Origin of the sequence: Methylobacterium sp. GC_Met_3 (assembly GCF_026540775.1) — a bacterium.
GTDB lineage: Bacteria > Pseudomonadota > Alphaproteobacteria > Rhizobiales > Beijerinckiaceae > Methylobacterium.
On record NZ_JALNUL010000001.1, the window covers coordinates 618990 to 640310 of the forward strand.

A 21321-nucleotide genomic window follows, 5' to 3' on the forward strand; every position below is an offset into this window, starting at 1 on the left:
CCTTCCCGTCACCGTTTCGGCGCACGCCTGATGGAACCCGAGGACGAACTCCCCGAGGACGACTGGTCGGCGGCTCTGCTGGAGCAGGGCGCCGAGGGCGGCGACTCGTCGCTCGCCGAGGAATGGGGCGCGGCGCTTGCCGAGCAGGGCACCACGCGCAGCGCCGGAGACGTCGCCGCCGAGTGGGCGACGATGATCGAGGACGGGGAGAGCGACAACCTCCCCGAACTCGCCGGCAACGACCGGGTGCTCAACCAGGACGAGATCGACGGCGTCCTCGGCTTCTCCATGCGCGAGCTCTCGGCCTCCGGGGCCGGGGGCGTGCAGGCCATCGTCGATTCGGGCGTCGTCCAGTACGAACGCCTGCCGATGCTGGAGATCGTCTTCGACCGGATGATCCGGTTGCTGTCGACCTCCCTGCGCAACCTGTTCCAGGACAACGTCGAGGTCACGCTCGACAACATCACCTCGGTCCGATTCGGCGACTACCTCAATGCGATCCCGCTGCCGACCCTGCTCGGCGTGTTCCGGGCCGAGCAATGGGAGAATTCCGGCCTCGTCACGGTCGATTCCAACCTCGCCTACGCGACTTTCGACCTGTTGCTCGGCGGCAAGCGCGGCGGCACGTCGAGCCGCCTCGACGGGCGGCCGTTCACCGCCATCGAGATGACGCTGGTGCGTCGCCTGGTGGAGATCGTGCTGGGCGACCTGGAGATGTCGTTCCAGCCACTCTCGCCGGTGACCTTCGGCATCGACCGGATCGAGACCAACCCACGCTTCGCCACGATCACGCGGCCGGGCAACGCCGCGATCCTGATCAGCCTGCGCCTCGATGTCGACGGGCGCGGCGGCATGCTGCAGATCCTGTTCCCCTACGCCACGATCGAGCCGATCCGGGAACTGCTCACCCAGAGCTTCATGGGCGAGAAGCTCGGCCGCGACCACGTCTGGGAGGGCCACCTCGCCACCGAGATCTGGCAGGCCGACGTGACCATGGAGGCGGTTCTGCACGAGATGATGCTGCCGTTGAAGCAGGTCATGAACCTCAAGGTCGGCGAGACGCTGATGTTCGACGCCAAGCCGTCGGATCTGATCACCGTGCGCTGCGGCGACTGGGCTCTGACGCAGGGGCGGATCGGCCGGGTCGACGGCCACATCGCCGTGCAGGTCACCCGCCCGCTGCGGCGCTCGCGCACGACCATCCAGGCCTACGAGGCCTCGATGAACAACCGGTCGGACAATTAGGGTGTTGAGGGTGCCGTCATGAGTCTCTTCGTCACCCTCGCCGCCGACATCCTGGTGGCGGTTCTGTTGGCGGCAACAATCGTCACCTCCCTGCGGCTGTCGCGCCGGATCGGTCAGCTCAAGGGCGACGAGGCGGCCCTGCGCCAGACCATCGGCGACCTGATGGTGGCGACCAGCTCGGCCGAGCGCGCCATCGCGGGCCTGCGCGCCGCCATCGACGATGCCGACCGCACCCTCAATGCCAGCCTGGATTCCGCGGCTGCCCGATCCGCCGAGCTGAAGCTGCAGGTCGAGGCCGGCGAGACGGTGGTGACCCGCATCGGCGCTATCGTGGCGCAGATGCGCGCGGTGCCGGCCCGGCCGGAGCCCGCGCATGTGCCTGTCCCTCCCCCGCAGGTCGTGACCGAGCCCGAGGTTCAGCCTCTGCGTCGACCCGAGCCGTCGAGCCCGAACGGGGAGCGGCTCGGGGCCGCCGCCGCGGCAGCACTGGCCATGAGTGAGCGCGCGCTCGCCCGCGTCCGGGCGCGCGCCGCGTGACTGGAGTCAAAGCTCCGAAGATCCCGCCGCCGAAGCCGGATCCCGAGGCGAAGATTCGCCGCGCCGGCACGGCGCTGCGGAGCGCGCCCCCCAAGCCGGTGCGCGCCAAGCCGGCATCGACGAGGCGGCTGCGCCTCGTCGATGCCGTGGCGCTGGCGGCGGCGGGGCTCCTCGTCCTCAAGCTGCTCAGCCTGATCCAGGTCGGCCTTCCGGAGAGCGGCGCGCTGCCGGATTACGGACGGGCGGTGGCCCGCGCCCGCACCGGTTTCGACGTCCCCGACCCCGTCACCACGGGCTCGGTGGGCGGCAAGGAGGAGAAGGCCGCTCCCGCCGAAAAGCCAGTCGAGAAGCCCCCGGAGGCGCCGCCCGCCGCACAGGGCCCGGCCTCGCCCACAGAGCGCGTGCTTCTGGAAAAGCTCGGTGCCCGGCGCGACGCCCTGCGCGAGAAGAGCGACGAGCTGGATCTGCGCGAGAAAATGCTGGGTGAAGCCGAGCGGAAGCTTGAAACCGGCCTCGGTGATCTCAAGAAGGCCGAGGACAAAGTTGAAACGGTCGCCAAGGCGAAGGAGGATGCCGAGAAGCAGGGGCTCAAGAACATCGTCACGATGTACGAGTCCATGAAGCCCAAGGACGCCGCACGGGTGTTCGACCGGCTGGGCCACGACGTGCTGGTGCCGATCGTGCTGGCGATGAACCCGCGCAAGATGGCCGAGGTACTGGCCGTGATGCAGCCCGAGACCGCCGAGCGCCTGACCGTGGCGCTGGCCAATTGCGCCCGCGGCACCGGCGGCGCGCAGGCCCAGGCCGGCGCCGGACTCCCGGCGGGCGAATTGCCGGCGATCGATCCGGGGGTACCGGGGCGGTAGCATCACGCGTCGCGCCGACAGAGCCCGCGGTACACCTTTGACCGGTGGTGCCGATCCGCCGGCGCGGTATAGCATCCGGCGTCATCGCGCTGGCCGCCGCGCTTCTTGAGCGCCGCCCTGGGAGATCCCGAATGTCCGAACTCGCAACCCTGCGCGGCCTGTCGGGCCTCAGCCCGGAGCCCCCTGCCCTGAAGGGCTCGGCGCTCGTGCTCATCGATCTGCAGCAGACCTACCGCGAGGGCATCATGCGCCTCGACGGCGTCGAGCCCGCGATCCGCGAGGCGGCGGATCTGCTGGCCCGGGCGCGCGCGGCCGGTATCCCGGTCTTCCACATCCGCCACGATGCCGGGCCGGGCTCGCCCTACGACGTCACCGCACCGATCGGCCAGATCAGCCCGGAGGTGGCGCCGCAGGGCGACGAGCCGGTGATCACCAAGGCTTATCCGAGTTCCTTCGTGGGTACGGATCTCCAGGCGCGGTTGGAGGCGGCGGGCGTGAAGGACATCGTCCTAGCCGGCTTCATGACGCATATGTGCGTGAATTCCACCGCCCGCAGCGCCTTCAACCTCGGCTTCCGCCCGACCGTCGTGGCCTCCACAACGGCGACGCGGGACTTGCCCGGGCCGGACGGCTCTGTGGTGCCCGCCGCCCAGCTCCAGGCGGCGAGCCTTGCCGCCCTCGGCGACCTGTTCGCCGTGGTGACACCCCGGCAAGCCGATATTCCGGACTGAGGCTATCGGGCCGAGATCCGAAGGGCGGCGGCGGGGCTCAGCTCGCTATCCGCGCCAGCGCGGCAGCCACCTCCTGCAGGGTAGGCCGCAGGGCCGGGTCGGGCTGCGTGCAGCTCCGTTCCAGAGATCGCAACTCCGCGGGCGGCGCATCGCAGCGGTCGAGCAGCTCGCTGAGCAGGATCCCCATGGCCCGCGCCTCGATCCGCGTCAGCGCCGCGCCGTCTGGCCCGGCCGGCAGCGCCGAGGCGGCGCCGAAATCGCTGAGCACGGCCGCGCCGGTTCCGGCCTCCCAGAGCGTGTTGTGCGCGTAGAGATCGCCATGGAGCAGGCCGCGCCCGTGCAGGTGGGCCGCCGCCGCCGCAACGGATCGCGCGATCCGCAGGGCCCGCTCCGGATCGAGCTTGAGATCCGGAGCGTAGACGTCGCGGCTGCAGCTCGCGAGGCTCGGCGGCCCGGCCAGCACGCGCCAATCCGCTGGGAGAAGCCGGAGCAGAAGCCCCTCGGCCCCACCGGGATGGCCGTCGAGCCGGCCGAGCGCCCCGGTCAGCCCCGGATGCGTGCCGGCGGCGAGGCAGGCTTCCATCTCGCGCGCGGGCAGGCCGTCGCTCGTCATCGCGCCTTTGAACAGCTTCAGCGCCACGGCCTGCCCGCGCCAGACCGCCCGGTGGACCCGGCCCGAGGCCCCCTCTCCCAAGAGCTCACCGACCTCCAGTTCCGCCCACGGCACCCGCGCCGCCGGGGTCGGTTCCGTCACGGGCTCGGCGGGGTTGCCCGCATAGGCGATCCAGGCAAGGCGCGGCAGGCGCGTCAGCCAGGGCGGCAGCACGTCGAGCCGGTTGCAGGCGAGCCGGATCAATTCGAGGTTGTCGGCTGCCGACAGGCTGTCCAGCAGCGTCGAGAGCCGGTTGCCGGCCAGCATCAGTTTTTGCAGGCGCGGCCGTTCCCCGAGCGCCGTCGGCAGGGTCTCGATCCGATTGTCGGTGAGAATGAGCCAGCGCAGGTCGCGCGGCAGCGCCTCGGCCGGCACTTCGCGGATGCCGCAGCCACGGAAGCCGAGCTGGCTCAAGCTCGGGCAATCGCCCAGCACCGGCGGCAGGCGTTCGAACGGGTTGCCCGAGGCGAACAGCACCCGCATCCGGTGCAGCCGCCCGAGATCCGCCGGCAGGTCGGTCAGGCTGCCGCGGCCGAGGTCCAGCACCTCCAGCGTGTCGGCCAGCGCGAAGACCTCCGGAGGCACCTCCGTCAGCCCGTCCGGCAGGCGCAATTCACGCGCGCCAACGAGGTCGCCACGTCGCAGGGAAGCGAGCGTTTGGGTCCGGTCCACGCCTCAGCTCCGCTTGAAGAAGGCGTCGGCCGCCCCCTGCGCCGCTTGCTTGGCTGCCCGTGCCGCCTCGATCCGGGCGATCTCCGCCCGCAGGAGCGCGACGCGTTCGTCGAGATCCGCCAGCGACAGGGTATCCAGCGGCTGGCCGATCTCGTGCGCGACGGCCTTGCGCGGCCGGTCGTCGTCGTCCCGCATCGTGTCCTCCTACAGGAAGGGTGTTCCGGCGCCGTCCCAGGGCAGGCCGAGATGGGCCGCCACCGTGGCGCCGATATCCGCAAGGCTGTCCCGCCGGCCGATGGAGCGGCCGGCCACGCCGGGGCCGAAGGCCAGGACCGGCACCTGCTCGCGGGTGTGGTCGGTTCCGGCCCAGGTCGGGTCGTTGCCGTGATCGGCGGTGATGAGCGCGAGATCGCCGGGCCGGAGTGCCGTCCTGATCTCGAAGACCCGGGCATCGAACGCTTCGAGTTCGGCGGCGTAGCCCGGCACGTCCCGGCGGTGGCCGTGCTCGGTGTCGAAATCCACGAGGTTGACGAAGATCAGGCCGCCGTCCGGCAGATCCTTCAGGGCGTCGAGCCCCGCCGTGAGGCAGGCGGCGTTCGGCCCCGGCTTGAGCTCCCGGCCGGTGGCCCGGTGGGCGAAGATGTCGCCGATCTTGCCGACGCTCACCACGGCGCGGCCCGCCGCCTCGGCCCGGTCGAGCAGCGTGACCCCCGGAGGCTCAACCGCGAAATCCTTGCGGTTGCCGGTGCGGCGGAAGCCCGCCCCCGCCGAGCCCACGAAGGGCCGGGCGATCACCCGGCAGACCCGGTAGGGGTCGCACAGGCGCCGTGCGAGCCGACAAAGGTCGTAGAGCCGCTCCAGACCAAAGGCCTCCTCGTGGGCGGCGATCTGAAAGACGCTGTCGGCCGAGGTGTAGCAGATCGGCCGGCCGGTCCGGACATGCTCGGCGCCGAGTTCGTCGATGATGGCGACGCCCGCCGCGTGGCGATCCCCCAGGATGCCGGGCAGGCCACCCTCCGCGATCAGCGCCTGGGTGAGTTCGGGCGGGAAGGCCGGCCGCGTCTCGGGAAAGTGTCCCCAGGGCTCCAGCAGGGGCAGGCCGGTGATCTCCCAATGGCCCGACGGCGTGTCCTTGCCGGCGGCCGTCTCCACGGCATGCCCGTAGGTGCCTTCGAGCACACCCACGGGTGCAAGACCGGGCGGGATCCGGCCCGAGGCGCCGGCGGCGGCCAGCCCGAACCCGAGGGCGGCGAGGTGCGGCAGGTGCAGCGGTCCGGTGCGGAGCCCCGCCCGGTCGCCGCGTCCGGCCGCGCAGGCTTCCGCGATGTGGCCGAGCGTGTCGGAGCCGGCATCGCCGTAGGCTTCGGCATCCGGCGCGCCGCCGATCCCGACGGAATCGAGGACGATGAGCAGCGCACGGGGCACGGTCAGGCGGGCTCCAGCTCGGTCGGCGCGTCGCTGTCGAGCGCGAAGGCGGCCTTGAACAGGGCCCGGGTGTAGGCGGTCTGCGGATCGGAGAAGATCGTCTCGGCGGGGCCTTCCTCGACCACGCGGCCGTTCTGCATCACCATCACGTAGTTGGCGAGCGCCCGCACCACCTTCAGGTCGTGGCTGATGAACAGGTAGGCGAGGCCACGCTCCCGCTGGAGGTCGCGCAGCAGCGTCACGATCTGCGCCTGGACCGAGCGGTCCAGCGCCGAGGTTGGCTCGTCGAGCACGACGAAGCGCGGGTTCAGCACGATCGCCCGGGCGATGGCGATGCGCTGGCGCTGGCCGCCGGAGAATTCGTGCGGGTAGCGGTCCATGGCGGCCGGGTCGAGCCCGACATCGGTGAGCGCCTTCGAGACCACGGCCCGGCGCTCGGCCCGCGAGCGCACGGCGCCCTGCACCACCAGCCCCTCGGCCACGATATCGGCCACCGACATGCGCGGCGAGAGTGAGCCGTAGGGGTCCTGGAAGACCACCTGCATGTCTTTTCGCAAGGGCCGCATCTGCGCAACGGAGAAGCCATCGACGGTCTGGCCCAGGAACACGATCGGCCCTTCAGAGGCGGTCAGCCGCAGCAGGGCGAGGCCGAGCGTGGTCTTGCCGGAGCCGGATTCGCCCACGACCCCCACGGTCTCTCCGGCACGGACCTTGAGCGAGACCCCGTCCACCGCCTTGACGTGGCCGACGACCCGCCGGAGCAGGCCCGCCTTCAGGGGGAACCAGACCTTGAGCGGCCCGGCTTCGAGCAGCGGCGCGGCATCGGGCGGGATCGGGTTGGCGCGGCCCTTCGGCTCGGAGGCGATCAGGCGCTGGGTGTAGGCGTGCTGCGGGTTGGCGAACACCGCCCTGGTCTCGCCGGCCTCCACGATCTTGCCCTTCAGCATCACGCAGACCCGGTCGGCGATCCGCTCGACGATGCCGAGATCGTGGGTGATGAACAGCATCGCCATGCCGAGCCGCTTCTGCAGGTCGGCGAGCAGCGCCAGGATCTGCGCCTGGACGGTGACATCCAAAGCCGTGGTCGGCTCGTCGGCGACGAGCAGGTCCGGCTCGCAGGCTAGCGCCATGGCGATCATCACCCGCTGGCGCTGACCGCCGGAGAGTTCGTGCGGATAGGCGCCCATCCGGCTTTCCGCGTCGCGTAGGCCCACGAGATCGAGGAGTTCGAGGATCCGGCGCTTGGCCGCCTTGCCGGTGAGCCCGCGGTGGAGGCCCAGCACCTCGCCGATCTGCCGCTCGATCGTGTGGAGCGGGTTGAGCGAGGTCATGGGCTCTTGGAAAACCATGGTGATGTCGGCGCCGCGGACATCGCGCATCGCGCGTTCCGGCAGGCTCGTGAGGTCGCGGCCCTTGAACAGGATCCGCCCGCCCTGGCGCGCGGCCCCGTCGAGCAGCCGCAGGATCGCCAGCGCCGTCACGGACTTGCCGGAGCCCGATTCGCCGACGAGCGCCAGCGTCTCGCCGCGCCGGATGGTGAAGCCGATGCCGTCGACCGCCCGGGTCTCGCCCTCCCGCGAGCGGAAGGCGACGGACAGGTCCTCGACGGCGAGGAGCGGCTGGGATTCATCCAACGTCATGCGGCTCCTTATAGCGCGCCGGGCCGGCGGCCCTAGTCTATCCTGCTGCGAAGAAGGTCCGCCCGGCCCAGGCGGATCGCGCGGGAGATCGCGATGACGGATGGCGCCCACGCTTTCGCGGCCCGGATCTGGCAGGCGCTCGACGGACCGCCCGGCGCCCTCGACACGCTGCATGTCACCGGGACCGGCGCCCTGCCCTCCGCCTTCGCGGTGAGCGATCTGGCGGCCGGCTCGGTCGGGGCGGCCGCGCTGGCGCTCGCGGAGGTCGCGGGGCTGACCGGTGCGGTCACCGTGGACCGGCGTCTCGCGTCGTTCTGGTTCGCGCGGTCGCTGGAGCCCGAGGGCTGGCGCGTGCCCGACCCCTGGGATCCGGTCGCGGGCGACTACGAGACCCGGGACGGCTGGATCCGGCTCCACACCAACGCGCCCCACCACCGGGCGGCGGCCGAGCGCGTGCTTGGTCCGCAAGTTGATCGCGCCGGCATGGCGCGGGCGGTGTCGGGCTGGGCCAAGGCCGAGCTGGAGGCCGCGATCCTGGCCGAGGGCGGGTGTGCCGCCGAGATGCGCGGGCTCGCCGACTGGGCGGCGCATCCGCAGGGCCGCGCGGTGACGACCGAGCCGCTGGTGCATGTGGACCCGGGCGTCGGACGATCCGGATCGCCGTCTAGATCTCTTTGGACACCCCAGCCCGGGCGTCCGCTCGCCGGCCTGCGCGTGCTCGACCTGACGCGGGTGATCGCCGGGCCGGTGGCGACGCGTTTTCTTGCGGGTTTCGGGGCGGATGTGCTGCGGATCGACCCGCCCGGCTGGAACGAAGCCCCCATCGAGCCGGAGATGACGCTCGGCAAGACCTGTGCCCGACTCGACCTGCGCCGCGACGCCGACCGGGGGACCTTCGAGGCGCTGCTCGCGGGGGCGGACGTGCTGGTCCACGGCTACCGGCCCGGAGCCCTGGACGGCCTCGGATACGGGGCGGAGGCTCGGCGATCCCTCGCGCCGGGTCTCGTGGAGGTCTGCCTCGACGCCTACGGTTGGACCGGCCCCTGGGCCGGGCGGCGCGGCTTCGACAGCCTCGTGCAGATGAGCACCGGCATCGCGCAGGCTGGGCAGGAGTGGCAGCAGGCCGCCAAGCCGGTGCCGCTGCCGGTCCAGGCCCTTGACCACGCGACCGGCTACATGATGGCCGCAGCGGCTCTGCGGCTGCTGGCGCGCCGGCTCGCCGATGGGTCCGGCGGCGTGGCGCGGCTCTCCCTCGCCCGCACGGCGGCGCTGCTCGTCGAGGCCGGTTCGGCTGAGCCCGAACCCCCCTGCCGAGCCGTCGCGCCGGAGGATCTCGCGCCTGTGATTGAGGCGACGTCGTGGGGGCCGGCGCGGCGGCTGCGGCCGCCGGTGGAGATACCCGGCGTCCCGATGCGCTGGGCGCGGGCGGCGCGCCGCCTTGGGGACGATGCGCCGACCTGGTCAGCCGACGGCGTGGCGACCTGATGGAGCCGCTTCGCGCGCGTCTCGTGCTGGGTCCCGGGACGCATTCCGCTGACGCTGCATGCGCCCGGGAAAGAGCGTCGCGCCTCATCCCTCGCCGCACCCTGTCCCGGACGGGTGGAGCGTAGCGGAACCCGATCCGGGAGCCAGCATAAGAAAAAGCTACGTAGCGGCTCGACTGGACTACATTTCAGAGCCCCATGCGGCCACCAGCATCAATTGATCCGCAACCGAAGGTCGCTACAACGCCGGTGTGACTATCGCACGCCTGCGCCTCGGCGCCCTCCTCACCCTCCTCTGCGTTGCGGCGCACCCGGCTCGGGCCGTCCCCTCCGAGGGGGCGACCGAGACCGTGGAGCAGGCGCTGTGCCGCCTGATCGACGAATCCGCGAAGGCCCGCAGCCTGCCGGTGCCGTTCCTGACGCGGCTGATCTGGCGCGAGAGCAGTTTTCGCGTGGGCGTCGTCAGCCGGGCCGGGGCGCAGGGTGTCGCCCAGTTCATGCCCGGTACGGCGCGGGAGCGCGGCCTCCTCGACCCGTTCGACCCCGAGCAGGCGATCCCGCACGCCGCCCACTTGCTGGCGGACCTGAAGACCCAGTTCGGCAATCTCGGCCTCGCGGCGGCGGCCTATAACGGCGGTGCCGGCCGGGTGAGCAAGTGGCTCGCGGGCGATGGCGGCCTGCCCGAGGAAACCCGCGCCTACGTGGCCGCCATCACGGGCGTCCCGGCCGACGCGTGGCGGACCGGCCCTGGCAAGGCGATCGAGTACCCGGAGGGCGGCGCGCCGGAAAAGCCTGAGACGAAGGACGCCAGGGCGGCCAAGCCGGAGGCGCCGCAGACCTGCCTGCAGGTCACCGCCAGCCTGCGCATCCCGTCCCGCGGCGACCGCTTCGCGTTGGGCGCCAACGAGGGCCCGGCCGCGCCCTGGGGCATCCAGCTCGCCGGCAATTTCTCCAAGTCACTGGCGCTTCAGAGTTTCAACCGGGCGCGGAGCACCTATGCGGGCGTGATCGGCGAGGTGCGGCCGATGATCATCGGGACGCGGCTGCGCAACCGCGGCACGCGGGCTTTCTACCGGATCCGCATCCCGGCGCAGAGCCGACAGGCCGCCGACGACCTGTGCGGCCGCATCCGGAAGGTCGGCGGCGCCTGCTTCGTGCTGCGGACCTGATTTTTCGCGCTTCGCCGCGCGAGCGTCATCAATCCGCCCCGAGAGCGGTGCCGTATGCGCCGGTCGCGACAACCGGACGGGATATGACACGACTCCTCACCGCGCTGGCCAGCCTGCTCTGCCTCGGACTCGCGGCGTTTGGCCTCAACGCCGCCTCGCCGCTCGCCCTGTTCGACGCGATCGGCCCGCGCGACCCCGGCGGGCGCCTCGCCGCGAAGGATCAGGCCTTCGGCGAAGGCCCCCGGCGGCGCCTCGACGTCTACGTCCCCACGGCGGGCGCCGAGAACGCTCCGGTGCTGGTGTTCTTCTACGGCGGCTCCTGGCAGAGCGGCGCGAAGGACGATTACGCCTTCGTCGGTCATGCGCTCGCCGCCCAGGGCTTCGTCACGGTGCTGCCCGACTACCGGCTCTATCCGGAGACCGCCTTCCCGGGCTTCCTGGATGACGGGGCGGCGGCACTGGCCTGGGTGCGCGACAACATCGCGGCCTATGGCGGCGACCCGCGCCGGATCGTGTTGGCGGGCCATTCGGCCGGCGCCTACAACGCCCTGATGCTCGGCCTCGACCCGCGCTACGTGATGGCGGCGGGCGTCGATCCCAAGGCGATCAAGGCGGTGGCGGGCCTGTCGGGCCCCTACGACTTCCTGCCGCTCGATCAGGACACCACGACCAAGGTGTTCGGCAAGGCGCCCGATCTGGCCGCGACCCAGCCGGGCAGCTTCGTCGGCCCGCTCTCGCCCCCCGCCTTCCTGGCGACCGGCGAAGCCGACACGGTGGTGAAGCCTCGGCACACGGTGAGCCTCGCCGCCCGCCTGCGCGCCGAGCACGTGCCGGTGCAGGAGCGGATCTATCCCGGCCTCGACCACAAGGACACGCTGCTCGCCCTGTCGGTGACCTTCCGCTCCAAGGCGCCGGAACTCGCCGAGATGGCGGCGTTCCTGATGCGCCAATCCGCCGGTCGGACGCAGTACACGATGCGGCGCTGAGGGCGGCAGGCCTTCGTCAAGGTTATCGCGCGATCTCTGGGCGCAACTTTTGATTTGCCATCGCCCGGGGCGCAAGCGGGCCTAAGATGAGTTTGCGGCCGACGACGGGAGCGACGAGCGTCCAACCCAATCCCCTCATCCTGAGGTGCCAAAGCGCAGCGAAGGCCTCGAAGAAGCCCTCCAGGAATCGCGCGGCTGGCTGGAGCCCTTCTTCGAGGCCCGCCGAGGCGGCGGGCACCTCCGGATGAGGGGATGGGTGGGACGACCCGGCCGCTTGGTGGGACCTGACGGGTCGCAGGTTCAGCGGTGGGACGACATGGCTTCTGCGGACGCGGCAATTGGCATCCCGGCTGACGGACGGCAGCGCGGCCTCACAGGCCGCGACGTGCCGGACGTTGTGCGCGTGCTCCTCAACGGGGCGGTCTTCGTCCTGCTCTGGAACCACGTCTGGCTGAAGGACCTGTCCGACCGGTCGATCCTGGCGGCCTCCGAGGACGGGAGCCTGCTGACCCAGGTGCTGTTCCTCTCCGCCGGCACCGCCATGGCGCTGGCGATCCGTCGGATCGGCGTCCGGCACCTCCAACCGCTGATGACCCGGCCGCTCGTGCTCTGTGCCGTCTGGCTCGGCCTGACGACGCTGCTGTCCATCGAGCCGAGCCTGTCGCTGCGTCGGCTGGCGCTGTTCGTGATCGCCGCGATGCTCTCGGCGGGGGTTCTGATCGTCGCCCGGTCGCCGCGGCAGCTCGCCCTGAGCCTTGCCGGGGCGGCGCTGGTGATCGTGCTCTCGTCCTATCTGGCGGTCGCCTTCGTGCCGAGCCTCGCCATCCATTCGGCCTTCGACGTCAATTCCGATCCGAGCCATCCGGGCCTCTGGCGTGGGATCTTCCCGCAGAAGAACGAAGCTGGCGCCGCCATGGTGATCCTGGTGATCGTCGGCCTCTACGTCGCCACGGCCGCCAACCGGTTCCTCGGCTGGGCCATCGTGCTGCTGGCGGGCGGGTTCCTGCTGGCGAGCGGCTCCAAGACCGCCATCCTGCTGCTGCCGGTGATCCTCGGCGTCACGGGTCTCTGTCAGGTGTTGACGGGCGGGTTCGCCCGGCGCCTCCTGCTGCTGGGCCCGGTGGTCGGGTTCTCGCTGGTCTCGATCGGCTCGGTGCTGGTGCCGCCGATCCAGGAGGCGGTCGGGTCGCTGCTGACCGACGCGACCTTCACCGGCCGCAGCGAGATCTGGCAGTTCGCCATCGACAATATCCTGATCCGCCCCTGGCGCGGCTGGGGGATCGGCGCGTTCTGGATGACCGAGCGGACCATGTATGGCGGCTCCGAAGAGGTGACCTGGGTCAACACCGTCGATCACGCCCACAACGCCTATCTCGACACGGCGCTGATCGGCGGCCTGCCCTTCCTCGTGCTGACCGTGGCGGCCTTCGTGCTCGCGCCGATGCGCGATCTGCAGCGCGTGGCCGGCGGCGCCCGGCTCGACGCGGAGACGATGCTGTTCCTGCGGCTGTGGTTCCTCGGGCTGGTCTCGGCCTCGTTCGAGACGGTGCTGTGGAACGGCAACAACGCCACCTGCTGCCTCTTCATGATGGCGGTGTTCGGCCTGCGCCTGCGGACGCGCTACCCGCTGGCGGCGGGGTGAGGAAAATACGGCCCTGTCGCGACCCGTTCACCGCTCTCAATCAATCGGTCAGCCCAGGGGCGCCGTCTCCCGTGCAAGCCAATCGATGACCACTTTCAACGCCCCGCCCTCGCTGGCGCCGCCGTCGCGGGCGGTGGTGTAGGCGGCGAGCTGGCCGGCTGCGCTCGAGCCGTTTCGGGCGATCACGGTGGCGTGCGCCACCTGTGCCGTGCAGCCCAGCGCGGCCGCGTCCTCGGCGATCAGGTCCAGCAGTGCGTCCAGGGCTTCGGTGACGGAGACGGCGCGCTCGGCCGTCTCGTCGATCAGCGACGCGCCCGTGCCGTCGCGTTCGGCCCGCCACAGGTTCTCCATCACGAACCCGCGCGAGGCGCCGGTCAGGCCGGCGTGGATGTCCGGGCGCCGGTCGAGCAGACGGACGAGGCAGCGATAGAGCTGGGCGACGGTCAGGGTGTCGTCCAGCCGCGTGCAGCTGTCGGCGACGCGCAGCTCCAGGGTCGGGTATCGGATCGATGGACGGATGTGCCACCAGAAGTACGTCGGATCGGGCACGGCACCCGCTGTGGTCATGATCCGGACATACCGGGCGTAATCGGCGTCGTCGTCGAACAGCTCGGGGAGGCCGGTGCGCGGCAACTCGGCGTAGGCCCGCAACCGGTAGCCGTGCAGGCCGGTGCGACGGCGGTCATAGAACGGCGAGGACGTCGAGAGGGCCAGCAGCAGCGGCAGGAACGGATAGATCCGCCGCATGATGTCGACCCGCTTCTCGGGGCGCGGCACCTCGACATGGACGTGCATGCCGGCGACCACGGAGCGTCGCCCGGTGATCTGAAGGTCGTCCATCATCCCGCGGTAGCGCGGCTTGTCCGTCTCCTTCTGGATCGACCAGATCGCGGTGGGGTGCGTGCCGGCGGCGAACAGCTTGAGCCCGTGCGCGCGGGCGGTCGCTTGGAGCTTGTCGCGCAGGTCGCCGAGCGCCGCCCGTGCCTCGTCGACGTTCGCCGTCGGCTTCGAACAGATCTCCACCTCGTTTTCGAGGAGTTCCCGCTCGACCGAACCCAGACGTTTGGCCGCGTCGTGGAAACCTTGGATCGACGCGCGCGGCGCGCCCCGCGAACGGGCGCTGGCCAGGAAGAACTCCTCCTCGATGCCGAACTTGAAGTCGTGTCCCGACCGCTGCGCCATCGTGTGGTTCCGATCCCTGGACGTGCGGCCGCCGGCCACGCGCGCCGAACCGGCAGCGCTGCGAAAGCCGAACTGATCGACATCATGCGCGATCCGGGCCAACGTGGGTAAGAGGCGATCCGCGGATCGGGCCGGGGATGCCGCCGACGGCTCTGCTGCCAGGCTCAGCGCCCCACCACCTCCGGCGGCACCGGCCGCGGGCGGCGGTCGTCGCCGATCGCCACGAAGGTGAAGGTCGCCTCCGTCACCTTCATGGTCGCCTCGCTGGCCCGCTCGCGCCGCCAGACCTCGACCTGGATGCGCAGGGACGAGCGCCCGACCTGGACGAGCCACGCGTAGAGGCTGACCTCGTCGCCCACGAAGACCGGGTGATGGAAGGTGATCGCGTCAACCGCGATGGTGGCGCAGCGCCCACGCGAGCGCCGCGCGGCGACATTGCCGGCGGCCAGATCCATCTGGGCCATCAGCCAGCCGCCGAAGATGTCGCCGGCCGGGTTGGTGTCGACCGGCATCGCGATGGTGCGGATCACCGGCGGCCCGCGATCCGTCGGCTGGGCCTCCGCCCGGTCGCCCGCGCTCTGCGCCTCTGTCATGGTCCGGAAGAGTTCCCGCCTATGACTGGAATTCTTCCGGTCAAGCTCGGCCGTGGTCAATCGGGCAGTGCGAAGACCAGCACTGCGTCGCCGGTCCCAAAGCCCGACGCCTTGGTGTAGGACGCGCCGCCCGCCGCCACCGCCACGTATTGCTTGCCGTCGAGCGCGTACGTCATGGCCGGTCCGCTGATCCCCGCGCCGCACTGGAATCGCCAGAGCACGCGGCCGTCGCGCGCGTCGTGGGCGTCCAGATTTCCATCCTCCTCGCCGGAGAAGACGAGGCCGCCCGCGGTCGCCAAAGTACCCCCCGAAAGCCGGCTCGCCGACCGCACCGACCACGCGATCTTGCCGCCGTCGTTGAGATCGACGGCGGTGAGCGTGCTGAATGACGGCTCGCCCTTGGCCTCGCCGGTCTCGGTGTAGCGGATCTCCGGCCGCCCCGCGGCGGCCGGCACGGTCTTCACCGTGTAGGTCGTCGCTCCGTGGCGGACCTGCACGTAGGCCAGCCGCCCGTCATAAGCGGTCGGCGGCCACGAGACCGCGCCGAGGGGCCCGGGCGCCACGACGGTGCCCTGCGGCGTCGGCGGCGCGAACAGGTTCTTCTGGTCGAGGAGCGGCGCCGAGCGCTCCAGCAGCTTCCCAGTCGCGCGGTCGTGGACGTAGATCCAGCCGGTCTTGCTCGCCGAGGCCACGGCCTTGGTGCCGTTCGGGCCATCGAGCAGGAAGGGCGGCGCGGCGACGTCGTAGCCCCACTCGTCGTGCGGCACCTGCTGATGGTACCAGCGCAGCTTGCCCGTTTTCACGTCGAGGGCGACGAGGCACATCGTGTAGAGGTTGTCCCCCGGCCGCGACAGGCCGAAATTCTGCGGTGCCGGGTTGCCGGTGCCGAGGAAGATCAGGCCGAGATCGGCATCGTAGGCCGGTGTCATCCAGAGTGAGCCGCCGCCGACACGCCACGCGTCGCGGTTGGCGGGGGCCGCGGCCTTCTCGGCGGCGATGTCCCGGTGGAGCGGCGTGCCGTCGGCGGTCTTCTCCACGAAGCCACCCTCCCAGCTCTCCGAGGGTGTGACGTACCAGCGCCAGCGCTCTTCCCCGGTCTTGGCATCGTAGGCGGCGAGCCAGCCGCGTCGGCCATAGCCGCCCTCGATCCCGACCACCGCGCCGCCGTCGAGGCCGCCCGCCGCATCCTCGATATGGAGGCCGTAGCCCGCGCCGGTGACGCCGACGATCACCAGCCCGTCGGCGACGAGCGGCGGCATCTTGAAGCCGAGCCGGCTCGACCCCTGCACCGGCTTGCCGCCGAGTGTGGCCGCCAGGCCGGAGGCGGTCTCGGTCTCGCCCTCCTCCGGGCGGACCGCCTCCTTGTCCCAGACCATCGTGCCGGTCTTCGCGTCCAGCGCGATCAGCCGCCCGTCCATGGTCGCCTCGAAGACGAGCCCGCCGGAGACCGCGAGCCCGCGGTTGGACGGCGGCCCGAAGATTTTTTCCGTGCGCGGCTTGTGGGTGTAGGTCCAGAGCGGCTTGCCGGTCTTCGCGTCGAGGGCCGCGACGTTGTTCTGCGTGGTGGAGAGGAAGAGCGTCCCGTCCACCATGACGGGCTGGGCCTGGAAGTAGCCGGTCACGCCCGTCTGGAAGATCCAGGCGGGGCGTAAGCGAGCGACCGAATCGCGGTCGATCTGGGTCAGCTCGGAAAAATTGCGGTTGCTGGAATCATGTCCGAAGGCTGGCCATGGCGTCTCGGTGGCGGAAGCCGCGAGCGGCGTGGCGAACAGCGCCAGGCAAGCCAGGTAGCATCCCCTACCCCTCAGGATGGCGTGATGAGGCACGGCGTTTCATCTCCAGGGTTCGCGCGGCTGCCCGTGCCGGCGTTGGACGATCGCCCGCTTCGGCGTTGATGGCTTTGTGGCGAGACGTATCTTATGGGATACTTTCCAAGTGCCGCGGATCGTGACGACGGCTTTCTTCGATCAGTGGATCGAAGGCCTGCGCGACCGCGTCGGCCGAGCGAGAATCCTCCGGCGGATCGTTCGGTTCCAGGAGGGCAACCCAGGGACGGTCGCTCCTGTCGGTGGCGGGGTCAGCGAGATGAAGATCGATAGCGGTCCGGGCTACCGCATCTATTTCGTCCAGCGGGACGATGGCACGATCGTGATCCTGCTGTGCGGCGGCGACAAGGGTAGCCAATCGCGCGATATCGCGCGGGCCCGTGAACTCGCATTGACGGTTTGAGGATATGCCCATGGCGGCTTCTGAGTCCCCTTCCGAGTCCCCTCCGAAGACCCCGACGCGGCCCTTCGAAATCGCGCTGCATCTCCGCTCGCCCGAGGATGCGGCTGCCTACCTCTCAGCCGCTCTGGAAGAGAAGGACCCGGCGGCTTTCCGCCGGGCGTTGGGCGATGTCGCCCGCGCCGGACGCATGTCGGCCGTCGCCGAAGCCACCGGCCTCGGGCGCGAGAGCCTATACAAGGCCCTTTCGCAAACCGGCAATCCGAGTCTCGAGACCGTGCAGCGGGTTGTCGCCGCGCTCGGCTTCAGCCTTGCAGTCGTGCCGAACAACGAAGCACCGGTCGATCCCGGCTGAGCTCACCCTGCCGGCCGCGCCGCCCCGTCGAGCTGACCCGGCGTCGCCTGCGCGCCCATGGCCCGGGCCATGTCGGCGGCGCTCTGGCCGGAGCCGTCGCGCCGGTCCGGGTCGGCCCCGTGCTGGAGCAGCAGGTCGACCATCTCGGTCCGGTCGAACATGGCCGCCGTCATCAGGGCGGTGCGGGTGCCGTCGCCGGTGCCATCGACCGTGGCCCCGTGCTGCAGCAGCAGCCGCGCGATCGCCAGATCGTTCTTGAAGGCCACGCCGGCGAGCGGGGTCTGGCCGCGGTCGTTGGCGAGTTCCGGGTCGCCGCCGGCTTCCAGGATCACCCGGGTCGCCTCGGCCTGCCCGTTATAGGCGGCCAGCATCAGCAGGCTGTCGCCCTTGTCGTTGCGCAGGTTCGCCGGCAGCCCCTGGCCGAACAGCTCCGCGAGCTCTTCGGCGTGGCCCATCCGGGCGTACTGGAAGACCCGGGCCGCGAAGGCCAGGGTGTCGTCGTCGAGGGCGGGGCGTGCGTTGGTCTCGGCTGTCATCGCGTCTTCGCTGGGATGGTTTCGAGGTTTGAAGGTCTTGGGCCGATCCGGGCCGGTGCGTCATCCGCGTCCACCCGTGCTGGGAACTGTTGGGCTGCGCTGTTCGTTGCAGCGGCCACTCGGCCCGTGACGGCCCGGTTTTTCCGGAGCGACGATGCCCCGTCCTTATGAGCCCTATGCCGATGCGCTGCGCCTCGCGCGCCAGATCACCCGGGACCGGGTAGGCGATATCGCGGAGGCAGCCGTTCGGGCGGATCCCCATGCCTATGACGAGGCGTGCCATGCCCTCGTAGCCTGCATCGCGCAGGCCATCATGGATGCGTCGGAGGCTGCCCGGCACCGCGATATCGAGGCCGCCTGAGGCCGCGGAGGCGGCCGGTCAGCCCCGCTTGCGACCGCCGCCGCCCTTGTATTTCGGCTTCTGGCCGCCGAGCCCCTGGGTCGAACGAGGCTTGGGCCGCTCCTGCCACGGTACCGCGTTGGCCGGCATCTCGCGGTCGGTGCCGGGGCCCATATTGTCGAGGTCGGGCTTGGTGATGCGGCTGCCCCCTGCCCCGCGCGGGGCTTTCCGGCCGAACTTGCCGGCCTCGCGCTCCACGTCGCCCTGCCGGGCCATCGGGTCGTCCGAGACTAGCAGCTCGGTCGCCTGAAGCCGCTTGAGCTCGTCGCGCAGGCGGGCCGCCTCCTCGAAGTCGAGATCCGCGGCGGCCGTGCGCATCCGCTTCTCCAGATCCGCCATCACGGCCTTGAGGTTATGGCCGATCGTGACCGCATCCTTGGCGAGCCCGGTATCGACCTGGACGTGGTCGCGCTCGAACACGCTGCTCAGGATGTCGGCGATGCCGCGCTTCACGCTCTGCGGCGTGATGCCGTGCTCCGTGTTGTAGGCGAGCTGCTTGACGCGGCGGCGCTCGGTCTCGGCCATCGCCCGCTCCATCGAGCCGGTGATGTTGTCCGCATAGAGGATGCAGCGGGCATCGGCGTTGCGGGCCGCGCGGCCGATGGTCTGGATCAGCGACGTTTCTGAACGAAGGAAGCCTTCCTTGTCGGCGTCGAGGATCGCCACCAGGGCGCATTCCGGGATGTCGAGGCCCTCGCGCAGCAGGTTGATGCCGATCAGCACGTCGAAGGCGCCGAGCCGCAGGTCGCGGATGATCTCGATCCGCTCCAGCGTGTCGATGTCGGAGTGCATGTAGCGCACCCGCACGCCGTTCTCGTGCAGGTACTCGGTCAGATCCTCGGCCATGCGCTTGGTCAGCGTAGTGACCAGCGTCCGGTAGCCGACCTGCGCCACCTCGCGCACCTCGCCCAGCAGGTCGTCGACCTGGGAGCGCGCCGGGCGGATCTCGATCACCGGATCGACGAGGCCGGTCGGGCGGATCACCTGCTCGGCGAACACGCCGCCGGTCTGCTCCATCTCCCACTTGCCGGGCGTCGCCGAGACGTGGACCGTCATCGGCCGCATCGCGTCCCACTCCTCGAAGCGGAGCGGGCGGTTGTCGAGACAGGAGGGCAGCCGGAAGCCGTATTCGGCCAGCGTCGCCTTGCGGCGGAAGTCGCCCCGGTACATGCCGCCGATTTGCGGCACCGTGACGTGGCTCTCGTCGGTGAAAACGAGCGCGTTGTCGGGCAGATATTCGAACAGCGTCGGTGGCGGCTCGCCCGGCTTCCGCCCGGTGAGATAGCGGGAATAGTTCTCGATGCCGTTGCAGGCGCCGGTGGCCTCGATCATCTCGATGTCGAAAGTGCAGCGCTGGTCGATGCGTTGCGCCTCGATCAGCCGGCCCATCTTGGTCAGCTCCTCGATCCGGCCGTTCAGCTCGTTCTTGATGCCCTTGATCGCCTGCTGCAGCGTCGGGCGCGGCGTGACGTAGTGCGAGTTGGCGTAGACCTTCACGAACTTCAGTTCGGAGAGGGTCTTGCCGGTGAGCGGGTCGAACTCGACGATGCTCTCGATCTCGTCGCCGAACAGGCCGATGCGCCAGCCGCGATCCTCCAAGTGGGCCGGCCACAGCTCGATCGAATCGCCGCGTACCCGGAAGGTGCCGCGGGCGAAATCGGACTGGATCCGCTTGTACTGCAGGGCCACGAGATCGGCGATCAGCTGGCGCTGCTCGATCCGCTCGCCGAGGGACACGGTGAACGACATCGCCGTGTAGGTCTCGACCGAGCCGATACCGTAGATGCACGAGACCGAGGCGACGATGATCACGTCGTCCCGCTCCAGAAGGGCGCGGGTCGCGGAGTGGCGCATCCGGTCGATCTGCTCGTTGATCGAGGATTCCTTCTCGATGAACGTGTCCGAGCGCGGCACGTAGGCCTCGGGCTGGTAGTAATCGTAATAGGAGACGAAATATTCCACGGCGTTGTCGGGGAAGAACGACTTGAATTCCCCGTAGAGCTGCGCCGCCAGCGTCTTGTTGGGCGCCAGGATCAGGGCGGGGCGCTGGGTCTCCTCGATGATCTTGGCCATCGTGAAGGTCTTGCCCGAGCCGGTGACGCCGAGCAGCACCTGATCGCGCTCATGGGCCTGCACGCCGGAGACCAGTTCGGCGATGGCCCTGGGCTGGTCGCCGGCCGGCGTGAACTCGGATTTCAGCGTGAACCTGAGGCCGCCCTCGGATTTCTGCGGCCGATCCGGCCGGTGCGGCACCCAGGTCTGGCCGTCCTTGAACAGCGGGTTGCCCTCGATGAGCAGCCGCTCCAGGGCCGAGACCGTCGCCGAAGCGCCGCCATCGCCGCCGGGATCGGGCAGGTCGGCGCCCTCCGGCGCTGGCCCGTCCTCGGGCGGTATCAGTCCGAGGGCCTGTGCGAGGCGCGGATCGACATCCGCGGCATCGCCCAGCGCGTAGCCGGCCTGCGGTGCCTCCGCGAAGCCGTCGCGGGCGATCTCCGCCCGGCGCGTGGCGGCTTGCGGAGTCCCGCCCTTGCCGCCGCGCCCCTTGGGCTTGCCCGGGCGCGCGGGCGGCTCAGGCGGCGCCTCGATCGGCGCCGGCCTGTTGCGGTTGAGCGCCGGGTTCAGCAACGCGGCGAGATAGGTGTCGAGCGGCTTCAACTCGGGCTTCGACGCCTTGGCGGACGTGCTCGACACGGACGCGGCGCGCGATTTCTTCGGAGCAGGCATGAGCCCAATATGGGCCGGGCGGCCGCCGCGCGGAAGCCTGTTGGCCGGAGAGTTTTGCCGCGCCGCGCCCGATCGGCCGGGGCCCGGAGGAACCGTCCGATTCCCGGTGCGCTGCCGCTCATCCCGGAAGAGATCATCGGAATACAACCGTCAGGTAGTTTTCGCGTTATTTTCGGATCGCTTCGCTAATCTCATGTTTGGAAAACCGGCCGTTGAGCCGGTCGAATTGGCTTGCGACGGATTGCAAGGGCCGTTA

At 70.5% G+C, this 21321-nt stretch carries 20 protein-coding genes; 11 read left to right on the forward strand and 9 right to left on the reverse strand.

Going from position 1 to position 21321, the window contains the following annotated elements:
• The first annotated feature begins 27 nt into the window (after nucleotides 1-27).
• The 4 genes from fliM (at nucleotide 28) to OXS27_RS03030 (ending at nucleotide 3379) form a co-directional block, all read left to right on the forward strand.
• Entirely contained in the window at nucleotides 28-1245 is a 1218-nt protein-coding gene (gene fliM, locus OXS27_RS03015) for a flagellar motor switch protein FliM (protein ID WP_243925259.1), read from the forward strand.
• 18 nt (nucleotides 1246-1263) lie between these two features.
• The gene (locus OXS27_RS03020; RefSeq protein ID WP_267354201.1) at nucleotides 1264-1782 is read left to right on the forward strand and encodes a DUF6468 domain-containing protein; all 519 of its coding nucleotides are present in this window, start codon (nucleotides 1264-1266) and stop codon (nucleotides 1780-1782) included.
• Nucleotides 1779-2648: a hypothetical protein gene (locus OXS27_RS03025; RefSeq protein ID WP_267354203.1), complete on the forward strand. Its 870-nt coding sequence runs from the start codon at nucleotides 1779-1781 to the stop codon at nucleotides 2646-2648. Before OXS27_RS03020 ends, OXS27_RS03025 begins: the two co-directional genes overlap by 4 nt.
• A gap of 131 nt (nucleotides 2649-2779) precedes the next feature.
• Nucleotides 2780-3379, forward strand: a complete 600-nt coding sequence (locus tag OXS27_RS03030) for a cysteine hydrolase family protein (protein ID WP_267354205.1) — start codon at nucleotides 2780-2782, stop codon at nucleotides 3377-3379.
• Between the two features lie 37 nt (nucleotides 3380-3416).
• Here the strand turns inward: OXS27_RS03030 and OXS27_RS03035 are convergent, their stop codons facing one another.
• Genes OXS27_RS03035 through OXS27_RS03050 form a run of 4 tightly spaced genes read right to left on the reverse strand, consistent with a single transcriptional unit; the run spans nucleotide 3417 to nucleotide 7768 of the window.
• Nucleotides 3417-4703, reverse strand: coding sequence for a leucine-rich repeat-containing protein kinase family protein (locus OXS27_RS03035; protein WP_267354207.1), 1287 nt, complete (start codon nucleotides 4701-4703; stop codon nucleotides 3417-3419).
• Between the two features lie 3 nt (nucleotides 4704-4706).
• A complete protein-coding gene (locus OXS27_RS03040; RefSeq protein ID WP_243925231.1) occupies nucleotides 4707-4898 on the reverse strand; it encodes a DUF1192 domain-containing protein in 192 nt (63 codons plus the stop codon).
• A gap of 9 nt (nucleotides 4899-4907) precedes the next feature.
• Entirely contained in the window at nucleotides 4908-6128 is a 1221-nt protein-coding gene (locus OXS27_RS03045) for a phosphopentomutase (RefSeq protein WP_267354209.1), read from the reverse strand.
• Between the two features lie 2 nt (nucleotides 6129-6130).
• On the reverse strand, nucleotides 6131-7768 hold the full coding sequence (locus tag OXS27_RS03050; RefSeq protein WP_267354211.1) for an ABC transporter ATP-binding protein: 1638 nt from the start codon (nucleotides 7766-7768) through the stop codon (nucleotides 6131-6133).
• 93 nt (nucleotides 7769-7861) lie between these two features.
• Here OXS27_RS03050 and OXS27_RS03055 point away from each other — a divergent pair, with 93 nt between their 5' ends.
• The 4 genes from OXS27_RS03055 to OXS27_RS03070 all read left to right on the forward strand — a co-directional run bounded on the left by OXS27_RS03055 (nucleotide 7862) and on the right by OXS27_RS03070 (nucleotide 13049).
• On the forward strand, nucleotides 7862-9253 hold the full coding sequence (locus tag OXS27_RS03055; RefSeq protein WP_267354213.1) for a CoA transferase: 1392 nt from the start codon (nucleotides 7862-7864) through the stop codon (nucleotides 9251-9253).
• A gap of 250 nt (nucleotides 9254-9503) precedes the next feature.
• Entirely contained in the window at nucleotides 9504-10421 is a 918-nt protein-coding gene (locus OXS27_RS03060) for a lytic transglycosylase domain-containing protein (RefSeq protein WP_267354215.1), read from the forward strand.
• Between the two features lie 83 nt (nucleotides 10422-10504).
• Nucleotides 10505-11407, forward strand: a complete 903-nt coding sequence (locus tag OXS27_RS03065) for an alpha/beta hydrolase (RefSeq protein ID WP_267354217.1) — start codon at nucleotides 10505-10507, stop codon at nucleotides 11405-11407.
• Between the two features lie 316 nt (nucleotides 11408-11723).
• Nucleotides 11724-13049 (forward strand): O-antigen ligase, encoded by a 1326-nt coding sequence (locus OXS27_RS03070; protein ID WP_267354218.1) that lies wholly within the window; start codon nucleotides 11724-11726, stop codon nucleotides 13047-13049.
• 48 nt (nucleotides 13050-13097) lie between these two features.
• Here OXS27_RS03070 and OXS27_RS03075 read toward each other — a convergent pair whose 3' ends face one another.
• From OXS27_RS03075 to OXS27_RS03085, 3 genes are all read right to left on the reverse strand, one after another.
• Entirely contained in the window at nucleotides 13098-14231 is a 1134-nt protein-coding gene (locus OXS27_RS03075; protein ID WP_267354219.1) for a carboxylate-amine ligase, read from the reverse strand.
• 164 nt (nucleotides 14232-14395) lie between these two features.
• On the reverse strand, nucleotides 14396-14824 hold the full coding sequence (locus OXS27_RS03080) for an acyl-CoA thioesterase (protein WP_267354221.1): 429 nt from the start codon (nucleotides 14822-14824) through the stop codon (nucleotides 14396-14398).
• A gap of 56 nt (nucleotides 14825-14880) precedes the next feature.
• Nucleotides 14881-16611 carry a PQQ-binding-like beta-propeller repeat protein gene (locus OXS27_RS03085; RefSeq protein WP_267354287.1) on the reverse strand — a complete coding sequence of 577 codons (1731 nt, stop codon included), beginning with the start codon at nucleotides 16609-16611 and terminating at the stop codon, nucleotides 14881-14883.
• A 148-nt stretch (nucleotides 16612-16759) separates the two neighbouring features.
• Here OXS27_RS03085 and OXS27_RS03090 point away from each other — a divergent pair, with 148 nt between their 5' ends.
• Nucleotides 16760-17053 (forward strand): type II toxin-antitoxin system RelE/ParE family toxin, encoded by a 294-nt coding sequence (locus OXS27_RS03090; protein ID WP_267354223.1) that lies wholly within the window; start codon nucleotides 16760-16762, stop codon nucleotides 17051-17053.
• A 10-nt stretch (nucleotides 17054-17063) separates the two neighbouring features.
• Complete coding sequence (locus OXS27_RS03095; protein ID WP_243925199.1) at nucleotides 17064-17405, forward strand: addiction module antidote protein; 342 nt, start codon at nucleotides 17064-17066, stop codon at nucleotides 17403-17405.
• Nucleotides 17406-17407: 2 nt separating this feature from the next.
• On the opposite strand, the gene OXS27_RS03100 is transcribed toward OXS27_RS03095, so the two are convergent.
• Nucleotides 17408-17941 (reverse strand): ankyrin repeat domain-containing protein, encoded by a 534-nt coding sequence (locus tag OXS27_RS03100; RefSeq protein WP_243925197.1) that lies wholly within the window; start codon nucleotides 17939-17941, stop codon nucleotides 17408-17410.
• A gap of 154 nt (nucleotides 17942-18095) precedes the next feature.
• Here OXS27_RS03100 and OXS27_RS03105 point away from each other — a divergent pair, with 154 nt between their 5' ends.
• Nucleotides 18096-18302 (forward strand): hypothetical protein, encoded by a 207-nt coding sequence (locus tag OXS27_RS03105; protein ID WP_267354226.1) that lies wholly within the window; start codon nucleotides 18096-18098, stop codon nucleotides 18300-18302.
• Nucleotides 18303-18320: 18 nt separating this feature from the next.
• On the opposite strand, the gene uvrB is transcribed toward OXS27_RS03105, so the two are convergent.
• Entirely contained in the window at nucleotides 18321-21065 is a 2745-nt protein-coding gene (gene uvrB / locus OXS27_RS03110; RefSeq protein ID WP_267354228.1) for an excinuclease ABC subunit UvrB, read from the reverse strand.
• Nucleotides 21066-21321 lie beyond the last annotated feature (256 nt).